The organism is Ruminiclostridium sufflavum DSM 19573, from assembly GCF_003208175.1.
In the GTDB taxonomy this organism is placed as follows: Bacteria; Bacillota; Clostridia; order Acetivibrionales; family DSM-1351; genus Ruminiclostridium; species Ruminiclostridium sufflavum.
This window is the reverse complement of the sequence record NZ_QKMR01000008.1, coordinates 72993-92775: the sequence shown is the minus strand read 5'-3', so window position 1 is coordinate 92775 and position 19783 is coordinate 72993. Positions and strand designations below refer to the sequence as shown.

16 protein-coding genes are annotated in these 19783 nt (G+C 39.0%); 11 read left to right on the top strand and 5 right to left on the bottom strand.

Annotated features, from left to right (window positions below):
• Nucleotides 1-174: 174 nt before the first annotated feature.
• The 4 genes from LY28_RS08430 (at nt 175) to LY28_RS08415 (ending at nt 5153) form a co-directional block, all read left to right on the top strand.
• A complete protein-coding gene (locus tag LY28_RS08430; RefSeq protein WP_110461738.1) occupies nt 175-633 on the top strand; it encodes a CtsR family transcriptional regulator in 459 nt (152 codons plus the stop codon).
• Nucleotides 634-1137: 504 nt separating this feature from the next.
• A complete protein-coding gene (locus LY28_RS08425; RefSeq protein WP_110461737.1) occupies nt 1138-1626 on the top strand; it encodes a UvrB/UvrC motif-containing protein in 489 nt (162 codons plus the stop codon).
• Nucleotides 1623-2660 (top strand): protein arginine kinase, encoded by a 1038-nt coding sequence (locus LY28_RS08420; protein ID WP_110461736.1) that lies wholly within the window; start codon nt 1623-1625, stop codon nt 2658-2660. Before LY28_RS08425 ends, LY28_RS08420 begins: the two co-directional genes overlap by 4 nt.
• A gap of 63 nt (nt 2661-2723) precedes the next feature.
• A complete protein-coding gene (locus LY28_RS08415) occupies nt 2724-5153 on the top strand; it encodes an ATP-dependent Clp protease ATP-binding subunit (RefSeq protein ID WP_110461735.1) in 2430 nt (809 codons plus the stop codon).
• A 123-nt stretch (nt 5154-5276) separates the two neighbouring features.
• Here the strand turns inward: LY28_RS08415 and LY28_RS08410 are convergent, their stop codons facing one another.
• Nucleotides 5277-6533, bottom strand: coding sequence for a glycosyltransferase family 2 protein (locus LY28_RS08410; protein WP_110461734.1), 1257 nt, complete (start codon nt 6531-6533; stop codon nt 5277-5279).
• A 348-nt stretch (nt 6534-6881) separates the two neighbouring features.
• Here LY28_RS08410 and LY28_RS08405 point away from each other — a divergent pair, with 348 nt between their 5' ends.
• From LY28_RS08405 to LY28_RS08395, 3 genes are all read left to right on the top strand, one after another.
• Nucleotides 6882-8816 (top strand): glycoside hydrolase family 15 protein, encoded by a 1935-nt coding sequence (locus LY28_RS08405; protein WP_110461733.1) that lies wholly within the window; start codon nt 6882-6884, stop codon nt 8814-8816.
• Nucleotides 8817-8885: 69 nt separating this feature from the next.
• Entirely contained in the window at nt 8886-10259 is a 1374-nt protein-coding gene (radA, locus tag LY28_RS08400; protein WP_110461798.1) for a DNA repair protein RadA, read from the top strand.
• Nucleotides 10260-10303: 44 nt separating this feature from the next.
• Nucleotides 10304-10807: an HD domain-containing protein gene (locus tag LY28_RS08395; RefSeq protein WP_110461732.1), complete on the top strand. Its 504-nt coding sequence runs from the start codon at nt 10304-10306 to the stop codon at nt 10805-10807.
• A gap of 154 nt (nt 10808-10961) precedes the next feature.
• Here the strand turns inward: LY28_RS08395 and LY28_RS08390 are convergent, their stop codons facing one another.
• Nucleotides 10962-11357, bottom strand: coding sequence for a DUF1573 domain-containing protein (locus LY28_RS08390; protein ID WP_110461731.1), 396 nt, complete (start codon nt 11355-11357; stop codon nt 10962-10964).
• Nucleotides 11358-12247: 890 nt separating this feature from the next.
• Between LY28_RS08390 and LY28_RS08380 the strand changes: the two genes are divergently transcribed.
• The 3 genes from LY28_RS08380 (at nt 12248) to ispD (ending at nt 14641) form a co-directional block, all read left to right on the top strand.
• Nucleotides 12248-12730 carry a CarD family transcriptional regulator gene (locus tag LY28_RS08380; RefSeq protein ID WP_110461729.1) on the top strand — a complete coding sequence of 161 codons (483 nt, stop codon included), beginning with the start codon at nt 12248-12250 and terminating at the stop codon, nt 12728-12730.
• Between the two features lie 32 nt (nt 12731-12762).
• A complete protein-coding gene (locus LY28_RS08375; protein WP_110461728.1) occupies nt 12763-13821 on the top strand; it encodes a PIN/TRAM domain-containing protein in 1059 nt (352 codons plus the stop codon).
• Nucleotides 13822-13894: 73 nt separating this feature from the next.
• Nucleotides 13895-14641: a 2-C-methyl-D-erythritol 4-phosphate cytidylyltransferase gene (ispD, locus tag LY28_RS08370; RefSeq protein ID WP_479692077.1), complete on the top strand. Its 747-nt coding sequence runs from the start codon at nt 13895-13897 to the stop codon at nt 14639-14641.
• On the opposite strand, the gene ispF is transcribed toward ispD, so the two are convergent.
• Nucleotides 14611-15081, bottom strand: a complete 471-nt coding sequence (gene ispF, locus LY28_RS08365) for a 2-C-methyl-D-erythritol 2,4-cyclodiphosphate synthase (protein WP_110461727.1) — start codon at nt 15079-15081, stop codon at nt 14611-14613. The genes ispD and ispF overlap by 31 nt on opposite strands.
• Before the next feature lie 313 nt (nt 15082-15394).
• Between ispF and LY28_RS08360 the strand changes: the two genes are divergently transcribed.
• Nucleotides 15395-16204 carry a CAP domain-containing protein gene (locus LY28_RS08360; RefSeq protein WP_110461726.1) on the top strand — a complete coding sequence of 270 codons (810 nt, stop codon included), beginning with the start codon at nt 15395-15397 and terminating at the stop codon, nt 16202-16204.
• Nucleotides 16205-16359: 155 nt separating this feature from the next.
• Here LY28_RS08360 and LY28_RS08355 read toward each other — a convergent pair whose 3' ends face one another.
• Together LY28_RS08355 and LY28_RS08350 are read right to left on the bottom strand one after the other, a co-directional pair.
• Nucleotides 16360-17265, bottom strand: coding sequence for an RluA family pseudouridine synthase (locus LY28_RS08355; RefSeq protein ID WP_110461725.1), 906 nt, complete (start codon nt 17263-17265; stop codon nt 16360-16362).
• Nucleotides 17266-17344: 79 nt separating this feature from the next.
• Nucleotides 17345-19783, bottom strand: a complete 2439-nt coding sequence (locus LY28_RS08350; protein ID WP_110461724.1) for a sugar phosphate nucleotidyltransferase — start codon at nt 19781-19783, stop codon at nt 17345-17347.

The following is a 19783-nucleotide window of genomic DNA, read 5'->3' as shown; positions in this document are numbered from 1 at the left end:
ACAATCTAAGCTGAATAGTATTTTTTTTATAGTCAAAAATATAGAGGTAAAATTGAGAGCTTAAATTCAAGTAGAATAATATAAAAAAGGGTTGCATGAAATTTTATACTGTATTATAATTTAATTAAGGTCAAAGAAAGTCAAAATCAATTTTTGGAATATGGGGGTGATGTATTGGCAAGCCTAAGTGACTTAATTGAAAGCTTTATAAAACAAATGATTTCAGATACAAATGGAGCAATTGAAATTCAGAGAAATGAATTAGCCAACCATTTTAACTGTGTTCCATCTCAGATAAACTATGTTATTTCTACCAGATTTACAACAGACAGAGGTTATTATGTTGAGAGCAGACGCGGAGGCGGCGGACATGTAAAGATAAAAAGAATTAATATTTCTATTCCCGGCAACTATGTTATGCATATTATATCCTCAATGGGTTCAAGCATTTCACAGCAATCCGCAGAGGTTTTTATTAATAATTTTGTTGACTATAATGTTATAAGCCAAAGAGAAGCTTTTATTATGAAGGCTGCTATCAGCGACAAGGTTATTGGCGGAGTTCCCATGCCTGACAGGGATATTCTGAGGGCGGCACAGTTGAAGAACATGATAATTAGTTTGATAGTGTAAAGTCAAACCCAAGCTGTGTTCAAAATCAGCTTAAAGTTTAGTTCGCCTATCAAGACGATATAAAAGCTGTTTGCTGTATCCGGTGGAATTTGCTGCTATAGGGTTTTGGGCAGGTGCGGTTGATATTTTTTTAAAGCCGTAAATTCGGCGTGGAGGTTAGCAGAGAAAGCCCGAAAATGGATTTGTATAAACAAGATGTTTTTTCGGACATAAAAAGGCATAACTGTTTTTTTAACAGTTAGATAAAAAAATTGCGTACCTCCACGCAGCTATTAATATTTTTTTTAAAGCCGTAAATTCGGCGTGGAGGTTAGCAAGGGAAACCCAAACAGTTAGTTTGAAAAAATTGCGTACCTCCACGCAGCTATTAATATTTTTTTAAAGCCGTAAATTCGGCGTGGAGGTTAGTAAGGGAAGCCCAAACAGTTAGTTTGAAAAAATTGCGTACCTCCACGCAGCCATTAATATTTTTTTTAAAGCCGTAAATTCGGCGTGGAGGTTAGTATGCTTTGTCAAAATTGCCAGAAGAGGCCTGCAAAGGTGCAGTTAACACAAATAAAAAATAATGCTAAGGTCGATATATATTTATGTGAACAATGTGCAAATGAAATAAGCCATACAGAATTTGTGGCTCCATTCGGATTCAATGATTTACTATTTGGTTTATTTGGTTCACAGATAAAACAGGATGCCCCTGTAGCATTGAAATGCAGTGAATGCGGTATGGAATACAGTGAGTTTCTGAAAAGCTCACGTGTTGGATGCAGTAAGTGCTACAAGGCTTTTGAACCGAAGCTGGATTCTATAATTAAAAGGCTTCACGGAAATGCCGAGCATCACGGAAAGGTACCTAACAGAGTGAGCAGTAATATAAGTGTGCCAAACGAAGTAGAAAAGCTTAAGCAATTGCTTAACGGGGCAATTCAGAAGGAAGAGTACGAGGAAGCGGCAAAAATCCGTGACAGAATCCGAAGCTTGGAGGTGGGGGAATGAGCGTAAAAGAATCAGAAAGGGGACCCGAATATGATATAGCTGTCACCAGCAGGGTAAGGCTTGCCAGAAACTTTGAGGATATACCCTTTTCAGCAAGGATGAGTGCAAAGCATCAAGCTGAGCTTATTCAGAAAATGCAGCAAATCTTATCAGGCAATAAAGCATTTGGAAGGCTTATGTATGCAGATATGACATCAATGCACCCTATCGATAAGATTTCCTTGATGGAAAGGCATCTTATAAGCCCTGATCTGGCTGAGACTAAAGAAAATTGCGGAGCCTATATCAATGAAGATGAAAATTTAAGCATAATGATAAACGAAGAGGACCATATCAGAATTCAGGCAATTTTTTCAGGCATACAGTTGGATAAAGCATATAAGATTTGTGACGGCATAGATTCAATTATTTCAGAAAAAGCAGATTATGCCTTTGATGATAAATATGGCTATTTAACCAGCTGTCCCACCAATCTGGGAACAGGAATGAGGGCTTCTGTTATGCTTCACCTGCCGGCTCTGGTTATGACAGGATATATCAAATCAATACTTGAGAGCTGTAATAAAGTAGGTGTTACCGTAAGGGGAATATATGGAGAAAACAGTGAAGCGGTCGGAGACATGTTTCAGGTGTCCAATCAGATTTCCTTGGGAAGAAGCGAGGAGGAGACTATCGCATGCATAGATGGCATATGCAAGCAGATTATTGACAGGGAGAAGGCATTAAGGCTTCAGTTGTACAGGAAGAATATCTATAAATTTGAAGACAGGGTGTTTCGCTCATATGGATTGCTTTTAAATGCCAGAATTATTTCCTCACAGGAATGCTTTAAACTATTGTCAGATGTTAGACTTGGTGTAAGTATGGGAATAATAAAGGATATTGACATAGCAGGATTAAATGAAACAGTTGTACTGTCACAGCCGGCTACACTTCAAAAAATTTCAGGGAAGCCTTTAAACCATGATGAAAGAGATATTAAAAGGGCTGAACTGATTAGGCAAAGACTTCTGCCGGCTGAAAAGCGAGATTAAACGAATAACTGAAAAGAAGAGAAATAATTCTATATTATTAAGAATAGTGAGAGGTGATCAAAAATGTATCAACGTTTTACGGAAAAAGCAGAAAAGGCAATGGCATTTTCACAGCAGAGCGCTGTTGAGATGGGACATAATTACGTAGGTACCGAGCATATTCTGTTAGGACTTGTTAAAGAAGGCACGGGTGTTGCAGCCAGAGTGCTTCAGGCTCAAGGAATAACCGAGGATAAGATATTAAAGGAAATAGAAGAGCTGATAGGCAGAGGAGAGACAGTAGGAGAGACTCCGGTGGGATTTACTCCAAGAACAAAGAGAGTTTTGGAGCTGGCCTTCAAGGAGGCAAGGAGAATGGGACAAGGATATATCGGGACTGAGCACTTGCTTCTTGGAATTATGAAGGAAGGAGAAAGCGTAGCTGTAAGGATACTGGTAGACTTGGGCGTTGAACCTTCAAAGCTGCTGTCTGAACTGGTTAAGGTTCTGAATGAGGAAGCTCCCGGTTCAACAGGGATACCTAAAAACGGAGGCTCAGGCTCAAATACTCCTACCTTGAATCAATTCGGCAGGGACTTGACCGATATGGCCAGAGACGGAAAGATAGATCCTGTGATAGGAAGAGACAATGAAATAGAGAGAATTATACAAATCCTAAGCAGAAGAACAAAAAATAATCCCTGCCTTATAGGAGAGCCTGGAGTTGGAAAGACTGCTATTGCCGAAGGGCTTGCACAGAAAATTGTTGAGGGCAATATCCCGGAAATTTTGAACGATAAGAGGGTTGTCACCTTGGATGTGTCTTCTATGGTGGCAGGTGCAAAATACAGAGGTGAATTTGAGGAAAGACTGAAAAAAGCAATGGAAGAGATTCGTAAGGCCGGAAATGTAATTTTGTTTATTGATGAAATGCATACAATTGTGGGCGCAGGTGCCGCAGAAGGTGCAATAGATGCGTCAAATATATTAAAGCCGTCTCTTGCCAGAGGCGAGATACAGGTTATCGGTGCTACTACATTAAATGAATACAGAAAGCATATTGAGAAGGATGCTGCTTTGGAGAGGAGATTTCAGCCTATTACTGTTGGAGAGCCGTCTAAGGAGGAGGCTGTTGAAATATTAAAGGGCGTACGTGACAAATATGAGGCACACCATAGAGTAAAGATTACGGACGAGGCCTTAGAAGCAGCTGTAAAGCTGAGTGACAGATATATTACAGACAGATTCCTTCCTGACAAGGCTATTGATCTTGTGGATGAAGCTGCCTCAAGAGTTAGATTAAAAACCTTTACCGCTCCGCCGGATGTAAAGAATATGGAGGAAAGAGTCGAAAAGCTCAGTAAGGAAAAGGAAGATGCCATACGCCATCAGGAATTTGAAAAAGCCGCAAAAATAAGAGATGAAGAGCAGAAGCTGAAAAATGAATTGGAAAAGATAAGAAATGATTGGCATCAGAAGAACCAGACAAAGACAGATACAGTTACAGAGAACGAAATTGAAGAAATAGTTGCAAGCTGGACGGGTATACCTGTGAAAAAGCTGGCAGAGGAAGAATCAGAACGGCTGCTTAAATTGGAGGGTACACTTCACAATCGTGTCATAGGGCAGGATGAAGCTGTAAAATCAATAGCAAAGGCCATTAGAAGAGGAAGAGTAGGATTGAAGGACCCAAAACGTCCGGTAGGCTCATTTATATTCTTAGGGCCTACAGGGGTAGGTAAAACCGAGCTTTGTAAGGCATTAGCCGAAGCTATGTTTGGTGACGAAAAAGCGTTGATTAGGGTTGACATGTCTGAGTTTATGGAAAAGCACAGTGTGTCAAAGCTGGTTGGCTCGCCTCCCGGATATGTGGGCTACGATGAGGGCGGACAGCTTACTGAAAAGGTAAGAAGAAAGCAATATTCAGTTCTGCTGTTTGATGAAATAGAAAAAGCGCATCCTGATATATTCAATATTCTGCTCCAAATCCTTGAAGACGGTAGATTGACAGATTCACAGGGAAGAGTGGTAGATTTCAGAAACACAATTATAATTATGACGTCAAATGTGGGCGCCAGAACCATTACAGAGCCAAAACGACTTGGATTCTCTGTTGCAACCGATGAAAGTGAAAAAAATTATGAGGATATGAAGAAAAATGTAATGGGTGAGCTGAAAAAGACATTCAGGCCCGAATTTCTGAACAGAATTGATGATATAATTGTATTCCATCCGTTGACAGAGGAAAACATAAAGGAAATAGTCAAGCTTATGCTTGAGGTTTTAGTAAAGAGACTCAAGCAAATTGATATAAATCTTGAGGTAAGTGACGAAACTAAGTCATATCTTGCTAAAAAAGGCTTTGACCCCATATTTGGAGCAAGACCTCTCAGACGGGCTATTTCTAGTATGCTTGAGGATATGCTTGCAGAAGAAATGCTTGAGGGTAAAATTAAAGCGGGTGACATAGTCAGAGTTGATATGAACGGAGAAAAGCTTGTAGTCAGCAGGTGACGGTAAATTAAACCACGGCTTTAATCCGGGAGCATCCCGCAGGCAAAGCATGGCAGTTCAACCTTGATAATAAAAATCCTTAAAATCCGGACTTATCCGTATTTTAAGGATTTTTTACGTTATCTATTGATTTTCCATATCATTTATATTCATTTTCCGTGTATGGATGGTATGGCTCCATTCCTTGTTGTCTTTTTCCAAAAAGCCCTGGATAGTAATAGGTACCCAGGTAAGGCAGTAAAATGGATAAATTATAAAGCCTAGAAGAGCTTTCACATTAAATTTCTTCTCTGCAAGAATAATTAACGGTCCGTAGAACATCTCGAACAAACCCATCATATACCATACTTCAACAGGGAATACATATTGGATGCTGAAAAGAGGAAATTCCGGGTATACGGTTTGAACCCACAGCATTACTGTCATTAAACCCAAAAAGATGAATCTTATAGGCTGAAACAGATACAGCGCACAATCAAGGGAAATGAGATCACCCTTCGAAAAGGCCTGCTTGAATAATGGAGAAAGGTACTTGGCCGCACAGTCTGCGTGACCTTGCATCCAGCGCTTTCTCTGCATCCAGGACTGCTTGAAGGTTAATGGCTTTTCATCGTATACCACTGCCTGATGTGCCCATGAAATTTTGATACCGTTCAGTGCCAGCTTCATTGTGTATTCCAGATCTTCTGTCAGACAGGTTGCGCCCCATTTCAGCTTTTGCAGAACAGAAGTGTCAACACAGAATCCGGTTCCGCAGAGACTGCAGCTTAGCTTCAGATAATATCTCGGAAGCTGAAAAATTCGGTTTGACAGCCAGAAGGCGATGGAATAAGAACAGGTAATCCAGCTGTCATAAGGGTTTTTGCTGTCTATATAGCCTTGTATGACTTTTTGTCCGTTGCAAAGCTGTTTATTCATTTCCAGAAGAAAATTAGGGGAAACGAGATTGTCAGCATCAAAAATAGCGATTGCATCGTAGTGACGCTCCATTTTAAAAATCCTGTCAAACATCCATTCCAATGCATGGCCTTTTCCCTTCTGGGTATCATTTTCACGGATATGTACCTTTGCACCCAGAGATTGAGCTATAGTGGCGGTGTTATCGGTACAGTTATCTGCAATTACAAATACATCATATAAATGACTTGGGTAACTCAATTTAAAAAGGCTGTCTAGGATTTGACTTATTACCAGTTCTTCGTTATGAGCTGCAACCACAATGGCAAAACTTTTTTCGGGTGCGGTTTCATTACCCGCCCTTTCTTTTTTCTTTATCCATCCGAATATTGATATCCCCGAAAAATAACAGCCTGCGGCAAAAATAACTATCTGGATAAACTCGCTTAAATAAAAACTAACATAGTAAAGTATTGTCTGCATGAAATCCTCCGCTTATTTGTTTGTACTACTTAATAGTTTGCTCTAAAAATGGAAAAATATTTATGCTATAATAAACTTATATTGTTTTTTCGCTGATAGAGTATCCTGACGGGGCTGGGTTTTCCAAAGAGTGCTTTACCAAAGCAATTGTGCGGTTGAAATACAGCCTTTGGGGCGAGCCTCAAAACTCAAGTCATCGACATATATCAGCAGTTCTTAAGCCGATAGCAATTGACTTCTGTTTTATGCCGGATTAGGCGCGGTATTAGTCTGGAGAAATTTTATACCGCTGCGAAGCAGAGGAGTTATACTATTTATTTTATGCCGATATTTGGCTTGGAGGTTATAATGCAGAAATCATATTATAATAATGCAATTACAGGTAATTCATCAATGCTGGCTTGCCTGAGTGATAAAAGCGAGCTTCTCAGATTATTCTGGCCGAACATTGATTATTTGCAGCAGTTTGATAAAATGCTTTGCGGTATATTTATAAAAAACAGGAACGGAAGCACAGTGTGGCTGAATGACCAGCGCTGTGAGCATAATCAGGAGTACATGCCGGACACGAATATTGTGAAAAGTATCATAACAAATAATTCAGACGGGTATAAGGTCATAATATATGATTTCGTACATCCTGACAGGGATGTACTGGTCAGGAGATTTGAAATAAAAAATATTTTGCCTGAGCAGAGAGAGCTGGGCTTTGTTGCATTTTCAGCTGCAACCAGTGCTGATACTGATATTGCATGCTCCTTGTTTGATTTTTATAATGAGGCTTTAATTCATTACAGAAGCAACAACTATATAGCAATATTTTCGGATAAGCCCGCTTTCCAGTTTCAGATAGGCAATAATGCAAATGAGGCTGCAGTGAATACGTATCTGTTCGGCAAGGAAGATATCGGAATGATGAAGGATGCTGCGGTATCATGGGATTTGGGTACCTTTGCAAAAAATGAGACTAAAGGCTTCAATCTTTATATAACCGCCGGCGGTACTTTAAGATTAGTAAAGGGTTTAATAAAGGAAGTAAAAAGTATCGGTGCCGCATTAATGCTTAATCAAACGGAGCAATACTGGAAGGATTTTTTAAACAAGGCAAATCAGATAAAATCGGGAAATGACAGGCTGGATAGCTTGTATAGAAGATCCCTTCTGGTTTTTCGGCTTATGTATGATAAGAAAAGCGGAGGACTGTTGGCTGCTCCCGAGGTGGATGAATATTTTACAAGGTGCGGAAGATATGCATACTGCTGGGGGAGAGATGCTGCCTTTATTACCGGAGCGTTGGATATAGCCGGCTTGAATGAATGTGTTGATAATTTTTATAAGTGGGCTGTAAACGTACAGGATGAAGACGGGAGCTGGCAGCAAAGATATCATATGGATGGGAATCTGGCACCATGCTGGGGCTTGCAGATTGACGAAACAGGAACCTTGTTATGGGGAATGCTGAATCATTTTAATTTTGTAAGACGATTAGAATTTCTTCAGTCTGTCTGGAGCAGTGTGGAAAAAGGTGCGGATTTTTTAATCAGGTTTATAGATGAAGCTACCGGTTTGCCAAAGCCAAGCTTTGATTTATGGGAGGAAAGATACGGAGAACATGCATATTCCTCTGCCTCAGTATATGCGGGACTTGTTTCGGCTGCAGAAATTGCAAAAATTCTGGGCAAGCCGGTGCAGCAATATACTAAATGGAAGGATACCGCAGCTGGAATTAAGCAGGCTATTGTTAAATGCTTTTGGAAGGAAGACTACAAAAGGTTCATCAGAAGTGTCAGGGTAAAGCTGAACGGCTGGGGGACTGAACCTTCCCAGAGCACTACTATGATTGAGATAAATCCCAAGGGTTATATGAGAGATGTGACTCTGGAGGATTGGAAGGTTGATGTAAGCTTGGTGGGCTTAAGCATTCCTTTCGGTGTGTTTGATGCAAATGATATTATGATAAAGGATACAGTGCTTTTAATTGAACAGGTATTAACCTCCGAAGGAGTCGGCGGTATAAAAAGATATGAAAATGACTCATATATCGGAGGGAATCCATGGGTGCTTACAACCTTGTGGGTTGCCTTGTACCATACTAAAACCGGGAATTATTTAAAAGCAAAGGAATATCTGTACTGGGCGGCAGATGCGAAAACGGACATGGGCTTGCTGCCTGAACAGCGCAATAAATACACAGGCAAGGCAGATTGGATAATACCTCTTACATGGTCTCATGCAATGTATGTTCATGTATTGTCAGAGCTGGTTAAGGCCGGAGTGCTTTAAACAATCAGTCTGATTCAAAGGAACAGTTATTAGAGGGTTATAAAAAATTTAAAATGGGGGTTGTTTTTTATAAAAATTAAGACAGTTTTCAGATGCAGCAGCTGTGGCTATGAAGCCTCCAAGTGGGTTGGCTGCTGTCCGGGATGCAGCCAATGGAATACTCTTGAGGAAATAACCATAGAAGCAAAAAAAAGCAAAACTTCTTCGGGCAGGTCTGTCAAAAAAATTGCCAGATTGACAGAAATAAAGGCGGTGAACAGTGACCGCATACAAACCGGAATAAATGAATTCAACAGGGTAATGGGAGGCGGAATAGTAAGGGATTCCATAACAATAATCACAGCAAAGCCCGGTGCCGGCAAATCCACATTGCTGCTGCAGGTGGCGGCTGATGTTGCATCAAGGGGCTATAAGGTGCTTTATGCCTCCGGGGAAGAAAGCGAGAGTCAAATAAAAAACAGGGCAGACAGGCTTTTTGATAAAATAGGAACCGGGGTATGGGTTTATTCGGATAACAGTATGGATAATGTTCTTGCTGTTGTCGGGCAGATTGATCCGGATCTTGTGATAGTAGATAGCATTCAGACTTTTGTTTTAGATGACTTTCCGGGTTCCAGAGCCGGATCTCCTACTCAGACCATGGAGTGTGCCAATGAACTGCTTAAGCTGGCAAAGGATCCATTGAAGCCCAGAGCGGTATTTCTTGTGGGACAAATGAATAAGAGCGAAGAAATAGCAGGCTTGCGTGCATTGGAGCACCTTGTGGATGCGGTTTTAATATTGGATGGAGACAATGAAGAGGAATTGAGAGGGCTTTCAGTTTCCAAAAACAGGTTTGGAAGTACATGGGAGAGAGGATACTTTTCTATGACTGAAAGCGGCCTTGTATCAATAGACAATCCTTCTGAGTTTTTTATGACAAGCAGAGATGAAAATGAAAAGGTTTCCGGATGTGCATTAACAGTTGTAAAGGATGGCTCCAGACCTATTATCGTTGAAATAGAAAGCCTGGTATCAAAGACCTTTACTCCTTATCCCTCCAGAATAGGAGAATGCGTACGCCGGGAGCAGCTAAATACTCTTATTTCAATACTTGAGCAGCGGGGGAAAATTTCTCTTTATGATAAGGATGTAGTTATAAAAACAACAGGCGGCCTGAAATTCAAAGAGCAAACCGTGAATTTAGCGATAATAATGAGTATTGTGTCTTCTGTTTTTGATAAGGAAATTCCGAATGATACCGCATTTATTGCAGATGTGGGATTAACCGGTGAGCTTAAAAAGGTGCCCTCTCTTGAAATGAGGATAAGGGAGCTTGACAGGAGAGGCTTTAAAAGGGCTTATGTAGCAAAAAATACTATTGCGCCTGCTCTTGATACAAAAAATATCGAGGTTGCAGAGCTTAAATCACTGCAGGATGTTATAAAGCATGTATTTAAATAAACGTAAACAGCAGGAAATGGAAATAAATTCAGGAGGGCTTTCGGATGAATAAAAAAAGTGCTTTAATAAGTGAAATGATTAAATACTATGCAGGAGATATAAAAAGAGTCAATCATTTTATGAAGGTATACAGCTTTGCAAAAACAATAGGCGAAATGGAAGGGCTGGATAATGAGAAGCAGGAAATATTAGAGGTTGCGGCTATCGTTCATGATATAGGCATTAAAGTGAGTGAACGGAAGTACAATTCCAGTGCGGGCAGATATCAGGAGCTTGAAGGCCCTGTCCTTGCGGGGGAGGTTCTTGAAAGGCTGGAATTTGATGCCTTGCTTGCAGAAAGAGTGTGCTTCCTTGTAGGGCATCATCATACGTACTCGGCTATTGATGAGGTTGATTTTCAAATCCTTGTTGAAGCTGACTTTTTAGTTAATATACATGAAGATAAAATATCCGAGGACTCAATATTAAAAATAAGAGATAAATATTTTAAGACAAATACAGGCATAAGCTATTTGAATTTTATGTATCTTAACAGCATACAATCTTAGGGGAAGTAGCAGCTGAAGGTATAGGCGAACTTAATAATAAAAAATGAGCTGGCATAATTAAATATAACCAGCTCTGTCAGTTATGAATACTCCGATTAATGCTGAGTTGGTAGAAGCACGGATTGGTAACAGCCTAAAAAGAAAAACCATAAGACTATCTTAAGTTGTATTTTCCAAGCATGCGTATTCTGTCATTTTCCTTTAATATAATGTCATATAGGTTTAAATCAAGTGCATTGCATATGGATGCCAGATAAAATACATTTCTTCCGATATCTCTTTCAATAGCATCTCTGCAATTTTCACATAATAAACCTTCAATATGGCTTTCAACAGAGGTTTTCATCTCGTCTAAACTGGCATCATCAGGGATTTCCTGTTTATGTGCAGAAATAGTCATACAGCCGCACTGTGTAACGGCTTTAATAATAGCCCTGTTAACTCTGGAATTTGAATCCTGATATTTCGTAATCAAATCAAGTATACTTTTATTTCTTATCAGTAGTTCCTGTGCAGTATATTGAAAATCATCAATAAGCATATCTTTCATATGATTCACCTCAGTATTTGGATGTCTAGTCTAATTATACGTTCATAGTAGAGGCTATGTCAAATAAAAACAATTGTTTATAAAAAAATATATGAAGTATAAATATTATAAGAGCTATTTTTTGACAACGCAAATTCTTTGTAGTATACTTAAAATTAAGAGAAATAAATATTCTGCTAATCAAACGCACTCAATATTTTATGGTGCGTTTTAGTATTTTTCTGATTTGTATTTTTACAAAGTCAATTACGGATTGAAGCCTTTGCCGTCAGAATATGAGCGGTAATTATAAAGCGGATAATATCGTTTTTAGATTTAATTATGCTTTATAGCTGGTTTTGACGAAGTTAATCAAATATACAGTTGAAAAAAGGATGCTGACTCTGCTAGGTAAGGGGTTCTCCACTGATATCAATATTATTTTTGTTGAAGGTGCTTGAGGTGGTTAGTATCGGTTTTTAACGCGATAGTAATTGACTTGCTTATTGCTTAACCCGGAAAAGAGCCTTATTGCAATTTAAAGGGTTCTTATGCTGCTTGCTAGGCTGTATACACAAAAGATAAACATATTTTGTTTTGATATTTTGGAGGTTCTCCGCGATAGTTTAATAATTTTTTGTGCCGAAAATCGGTGTGGAGGTTATAAGCTCAAAAAGTAAGCTCGTGCAGGTATTATGCATTTCGAGCAAGACAGGTAAAGCTGCTGCTGAAAAGGCAGTGTGCCTCTATGAGAAGCAGGGATTCTCCACAGGAGTTCTTTACTATATTTTGTGCCGGGAATCCGGTGTGGAGGTTAGCTTGAAAGCCGTTAGATACAATTGTAAAACACTGGCGTACCTCCACGGAGTATTTTCCAAATTTTTGTGCCCCAATTGGGCGTGGAGGTTACTATGTATAATGTAGGAGATAAAATTGTATATCCTATGCATGGTGCAGGCATTATTGAGTCTATCGAAGAAAAGGAAATACTGGGGAAGCGTTGCAGCTATTATGTTATGAAGATTCCTATAGGTGACTTGAAGGTAATGATACCAACCAATAATGTTGAAGATATAGGAATAAGAGATGTAATAAGCATTTCCGAGGCTGACAAAGTCTTCATGATTCTCAAAAATGAACAGCATGACCTGTCTTCAAATTGGAATAAACGTTACCGGGAGAATATGGTTAAAATTAAGAGCGGCAATATATTTGAAGTGGCAGATGTTGTAGGATGTCTGATGCAGAGGGATAGAGACAAGGGACTTTCGACAGGCGAGAGGAAAATGTTAAGCAGTGCGAAACAGATATTGATAAGTGAATTAGTTCTTGCAAAGGGATTAAATCAGAATGAGGTAGAGGACAAGATTCATGAGTACTTGTATGCTGAGTAATAAATCCTTTTTAGGGAGAGGAAACGGTTAACGTGTTAAATAGAATAATAAAAATATCCTTTTCTATTTTGGGCGCTGTTACTGGCTATAGCATTTTACGGACAATTTTTATAAATAATAATATACACATCAGTGAGAGTTTTCGGATTACGATTTTCGTCATATTTTCATTGTTTTTTTGCGCATTGTTTTATTTTGTATCTGCAAGGATTATTGAATTTGTAGGTTCCTTTATTGACAGATTTGAAAGCCGGATTCAGAGCATAACCCTTTCCGAGCTGCTCATATGCGCCATAGGACTGATTATCGGCTTGATTGTGGCAAATCTGGTGAGCATACCCATTTTAAAGATACAGATAATAGGAGTTACTTTTTCGGTATTGATTAATATTTTATTAGGATTTGCGGGAGTAGCCCTGGCTCTCAGAAAAAGGAATGAGAATCTGCCCGCGTTTTTAAAGGAATCCGGCAACAACCCGAGAAGAGACGCTCAATCAGGTCAGTCAAAGCTTCTGGATACCAGTACTATAATAGATGGCAGAATATTGGACATCTGTTCCTCAGGATTTGTCGACGGAGCTATTATTATACCTTCTTTTGTGCTTGAGGAGCTAAGGCATATTGCGGATTCGCCGGATGGGACAAGAAGGGCGCGCGGCAGAAGAGGTCTTGATATTCTCAATTTGCTTCAAAAAGAGGGCGGTTATGAGGTAAGAATAGCGGAAATTGACTACAAGGATGTTCAGGAAGTAGATGAAATGCTGCTGAAAGCTTCACTTGAGCTGAAATGCAAGCTCATTACCACTGACTACAATCTCAGCAAGGTAGCCAAGTTTAGAGGAATACAGGTTTTAAATATAAATGATCTGGCGAATGCAGTTAAGCCGATAGCCTTGCCGGGTGAAGAAATGGATGTTCAGGTTGTAAAGGATGGAAAAGAAGCAGGGCAAGGTGTTGCTTTTCTGGATGACGGAACGATGATTGTTGTCGAAGGCGGAAAGAAGTATTTAGGCGAAACTGTACAGGTGATGGTAACCAGTGTACTGCAGACTTCGGCAGGAAGAATGATTTTTGCAAAACCAAATAAATAGCGGAAGACATAAAAGACTTTTGCATTATATTAATATAAACAGGTCAGCGGAGGCATGAACAGAATTGGACTTGGTGAAGAAATTGGATTTGGGCAGGATGCCGGATAAGCATACAGATAACACAACAGTAATAATTACAGCTGCCGGAAAAGGCACAAGAATGAATTCCGATATTAACAAGCAGTACATAAATATTTCGGGAATACCGGTTTTAGCAAGAACGATAGATGTATTTCAGAAATGTGAAGCCATAGACAATATTATTGTAGTGGTTAATGAAGAGAATATGGAATATTGCAGGCTCAATATTATTGAGCGATTCCATTTTTCGAAGGTGGGCTCTCTGGTGGGCGGAGGAGCAGAACGTCAGGATTCTGTATACAAGGGCTTATGCGCTGTGGATAAATGCTGCAAAATCCTGCTTGTTCATGATGGAGCCAGACCCTTTGTCAGTAACAAGGATATCCTTGCTTGTATAAATGGAGTAAAAGCATATGGTGCATGTGGAATAGGAGTCAAGCTGAAAGATACTGTAAAGATATGCAATAAAAGCGGGTTTGTAGAATCAACTCCGGACAGAAGCAGTCTGTGGAGCATACAAACTCCTCAGGCTTTTTCCTATGAGATAATAATGGATGCACATAATAAGGCTATCCAAAGTGGATATATAGGAACAGATGACATGGTTCTGGCTGAAAGACTGGGCATTCCCGTTAAAATTATTGAAGGCAGTTATCAGAATATAAAAATAACTACACCTGAGGATTTGATTGCAGGTGAGGCAATTGCCTATAATGCTGTCACACAGCAAAAAGATTGAATGCCTTTTCCCTGACCAAAGGCTGTAAGCCCCTCTCCTGTGGTGGCGGTAATGCCTACGCTGTTTTCGGGAAGACTGAGCAGTCTTGAAATCACCTTTTGCATTTCAGATATTTTAGGTGATATTTTCGGGTAGGAGCATTCTATTGTAATTGAAACATGAACAATTTTCAGATTTTCCAGATATTTAAGTGCTTCTACAACATATAAGGAGCTGTCTGTTATTCCATCCTTCAAACACATTTTATCAGCTATTTCACCTAAAATATTGACGCCTGTAACACCTGATACGGCATTTGCCAATGCGTGAAGAACTACGTCTGCATCGCTGTTACCGTCAAGAGGGGTTACTCCGTCAAATACAACACCGCCTAACACAAATTTTTTGTGGGTATTTCCAAAATCAAATCTATGGCTGTCCTGCCCTATTCCAACTTTCATGTTATTGTTTCTCCTTTTACTTCTCTTAATATCCATGATTATTATATTATATACTGTATATCAGTTCAAGTCTATCGATAAAGTCGATTATCGCCGGCAGAAGTCTTTTAAAGGGCAAAGCACCAAATTTAAAAACCAAACTGATTTCATATATTTCTTAAAAGGTTAAATAAATATGAAAAACATGTCAATACTAATAGCATATGGTGGTTTTTATCCAAGGTTTGCTTAGAATTCTTCTATATTCCATACAGGATATAGACAGACTACGGATGATATTTACCGGTTAAATTTACTAATTGTGGAGGGGTATATGAAAAGGAAAAAAATATTATTATTAGTACTGGCTGTATTGGTTGTCCTGTTTACTGTAATGCCGGTAGGAACCAACCGTTTCAAGGTTGAGGCATCAGAAGCATATCAGGGCATGAATTCAGAGTCCGGGACGGTAACTGCCGCAGATGTAAACTTGCGTACCGGTCCTGCCACAACCTATGATATTATCTGTAAGCTTAAAAAAAATCTCAAAGTAACTATTATTGGGAAAATGGGTGACTGGTATGCCGTTTATATCAGTTCAAGCGGTAATGTAGGTGCTATCAGCTCTCAATACGTTAAGGTTGAAAAGACAAATGTGGCTGATGCTGGCAAGGCAACGGCAGATGTCAATAAGAAAGCTGCCTCGGCTAAGACTGTAAAAGCCACTGCTCCAACAGCTGCAATTGTTACGAAGGTTAAGGATATTTCTCAGGAGGAGCAGGCCTTACTGGATTTTGTTAATAAGGAGAGAAAGGGAAAAGGTCTGAAAGCACTTGAGTTTGATGCTGAACTGGTGAAAATAGCAAGGCTGAAGGCAAATGACATGAAGGATAATAATTATTTCAGCCACACATCCAAGCTTTATGGCTCTCCCTTTGACATGATGAAAAAGTATGGTATCAAATTTAGTGCGGCAGGCGAGAATATTGCGGGAAATCAGAACTTTGAAAAGGCTGTGAAAGCATGGTTAAAGGATAACGAAAACAATCTGTTCAATGAAAAGTTTACACATACCGGAATTGGGGTTGTTGACAGCCCCGCATACGGAAAGATATTTGTCCAGATGTTTATAAAAAAAGCATAATAATTTGAACGCAGCTTTGAGAGAAGGAATGTTAAATAAAGGTGCTAAAAGTACAGCTTGCCTGTGACTAAAGTCAATTACGGTTCAAGTCTTCAAGCTAATTTTGAATACAGTTTGGGTTTTAGCACCTTTATATGGATAAATACGAAGCTGAATCAACGCTTCTGATTTTTTACTGTATTTTCTATATCAAAGGGAGGCTCGATGGAAATGGCTTTGTCCCTCATGTATTCGAGATGCCTTGCCGGTTCTGTAAAAGAAAATACCAGCTTGCTGGCGCAAAGCATTTGGAATTTTGCATTATAACGCTTGTTTTCTAAGTTCTTTCCATATTTGCCGTCACCTATTATGGGATGTCCGTAATAGGCCAGATGTGCACGAATCTGATGGGTTTTCCCGGTTATAAGCTCTACCTCTAACAAACTTAGATTATCCGTTTCCTTTATTACCTTGTATCTGGTAATAATTTTTACGGAATTTCTGGATTTTTTATCTGAAATAAAGACTCTGCTGATTTTTTCGTTTTTTTCCAGAAAGTCAGTAAGCTCAGCCTGCCCCTTTTCCATAGTGCCTGAAACAATGCAGGTATAATATTTACTTATCTCTCTTTTTTTTATTTTTTCAAGCATAAGGTCCAGAGTTTCATGATTTTTTGCAAGTATTACCAAGCCGCTTGTGTTTCTGTCAAGTCTGTGGCACAAGTCAATATCAGCCCCATATCTCTGCTTGAGCTTATCAATAAGTGTAGCTTCCTTTTGATTATCATCAGGATGTACCGGAACTCCCTGAGCCTTATTTACTATCAGAAGATTATCATCTTCAAAGACGACACTGTAACCCTCGTCATTTTTGCCAAACAGGAAGTCATCAATTATATAAATGTCTATTTTGTCTCCGGCGGATACCTTATAGTCCTCTTTTATACGGATGCCGTTTGCCTTGAGGTCTTTTTTCCGGAGGGCTTTGAAAAGTATGCCGGATGCCAGATCAGGAAAGAAGTCTCTTACAACCTTCTCTATTTTTTTACCGTCATGTTTGTTTTCTGCAATAACTGTTCTCATTTTTTTAAAATTAAAACAACAAAATATTATTTATTACTCAAACCTCTTAGTTGAATATAATACTTGGAGCTTGAGCTATTCAGTTATTTTCTATTATCCTTTCCAACAAGCTGAAATATTTATTACAAAGAGCTTCTGCTTCAAGGCTTGAATTGCCCTCGGATATTATTTTAAAAATCGGCTTATCGGCATCGGGAAGTAAAAAAACCCAACCTTGATTGGAATACAGCTTAATTCCATCCAATAGCTCTATCTTTTTCAAGTTTTGCTCATTAATAATTGTTTTCATAATCGTCCCTTTCAATTCCCAAGGACAATGAATGCTTTTCTTTGTCATATAAAAGTCGGGAATTTCCGACAGCAGCTCTGTTAAGGCAGTATTTGAAGAGCATATATATTCAGTTATATAAATCAAGCCTGCAATGGCATCGAAACTCAGTATCAGCTGCTTTGGCTCTTTGCTGACACTATTGTTGAGAATTTCATCCATTATTGCATAAGAAGAATTCTTTGTTCTCTTGACCTTACAGCTATATTTAAGAGCGAGTCTGTCAATTACTTCCGAGCCTGTAATCGGTGCAAAAAAGGTAGAGCCCTTTGTAGTCCTGAATATAATAAGAGCAACAAATGCCTGAAATAAATCATCCTTTATTACATTCCCCGATTTATCGACTAATATGAGGTTTTCACCGTTTTTATCAATTATTGCCGCAAAATCAGAGGAGGTGCTTTGAATATTCTGATGTATGCTCTCTAACTCATAGTTCTTATTATACAAGAAACTGTTTGTTATGCAACCTAAATCATTAAGCATTGAAATAATAATTGACAGGACAAATTCTGATTGTGAATAAACACATATCCTCATTTTTTTTGACTTTATGAGTGAAATATCAACCTTGCTGTATATAGAGCGCATGTAATATATGCTGAAATCGGTTATATTATTTAATCGTCTGATTTGATCGGCCGAGCACCTTTTAAAATCTTCCTTAAAAAAGGAATTTTCAATTTTACGCTCATTGAATCTGCTTATGGCAGCGCCTCTGGCATCCATAAAATCTACTCTTACCATGTTATCGTTTTCAATATCCGTTTTTATATGTATACCGCCCTCCACAGCTAAAAAGCCAATAGCAGCTCTGGCAATGGGTGTTAAAAGACTGCTCATATTATAAACTTCCACACCTACGGATAAAATACCTGAGATAAAAGCATGCTTAAACATTCTGGCAGAATTTGAATTTGTTGAGCTGACAACGACTCTGGAGCCAAGCTTAAACTGGGAACCGTATGCCGCACCGAGTCTTGTGGCAAATTCAGGAGATATGTCAACATTAATAATTCCTGAGATGCCGTTTTCACCGAATATTTTATTAGTATGCTTAGTTCCCCATATCATGTTTCTGTCGATAATGGCAAATTGATCTATTATTTTTTCGGGCCATACCTTTATATTGGGCTTTACGATAACTCGTTCATTGATTTTACAGCCTTCACCTATAACGGAGTTCTCAAACAAGGATACATAATGCTTGAGGCTTACCCGGTTACAAAGGATAGCCCCTCTGAGCTCGCTTCCGTACTCAATATAGCAGTTATCCCAGATAATACTGCGCACAACGGACACATCGTCCTCGATAATAGTATTATTACCTATTATTGTAAAGTTATCGATAAGGGTACCGCTTCCGATTTTGCAGTTGGAGCCTATTATACAAGGGCCGTTTATTTCGGCAGTGCTGTCAATAGCTGTTCCGCTGCCTACCCAAACATCTTCTTTTACCTGAACTCCGTCAAAATCAATTTTTAATTTTTTCTCGAGAATGTCACATTGGGATTTTACATATGACCTTATATCTCCAATGTCACACCAGAAGTCTGTACTCACATATCCGTACAGCTTTTCGGATGCAAAAAGAAGAGAAGGAAATACATCATGGCTGAAATCTGTGTTTTTATGAGGCTCAATATAGTTAAAAATCTCAGGCTCTAGAATATATGTGCCTGTGTTTACAATATCGCTGAATATTTCTCCCCAGCTTGGCTTTTCAACGAAGCCTGTAATTGAACCGTCCGCATTTGTTAACACAACTCCGTAATCCAGCGGAACATCCACCTTGGTCAGGACTAATGTCGCAATTGAGTTTTTTTCCTTGTGAAAGCTTATTGCTTCAGCAATGTTCAGATTTGTTACAGAATCACCGCTGATTACAATAAAGGATTCATCCAGAAAGCTCTGGGCATTTTTAACACCTCCGGCAGTTCCAAGAGGAGTATTTTCCAGAAAGTAGGTAATATTTACTCCTAAATTTTTCCCGTTGCCAAAGTAATCCTTGATATGTTGAGGATGATACATCAAGGTAACACCGATATCGGTAATACCATATTTCTTTAGAAGATTAATAGTATGTTCCATAACCGGCTTATTCATAACGGAAACCATCGGTTTTGGCAAATTACATGTAAGAGGCCTGAGCCTTGAGCCTTCTCCGCCTGCCATAATAATAGCTTTCAT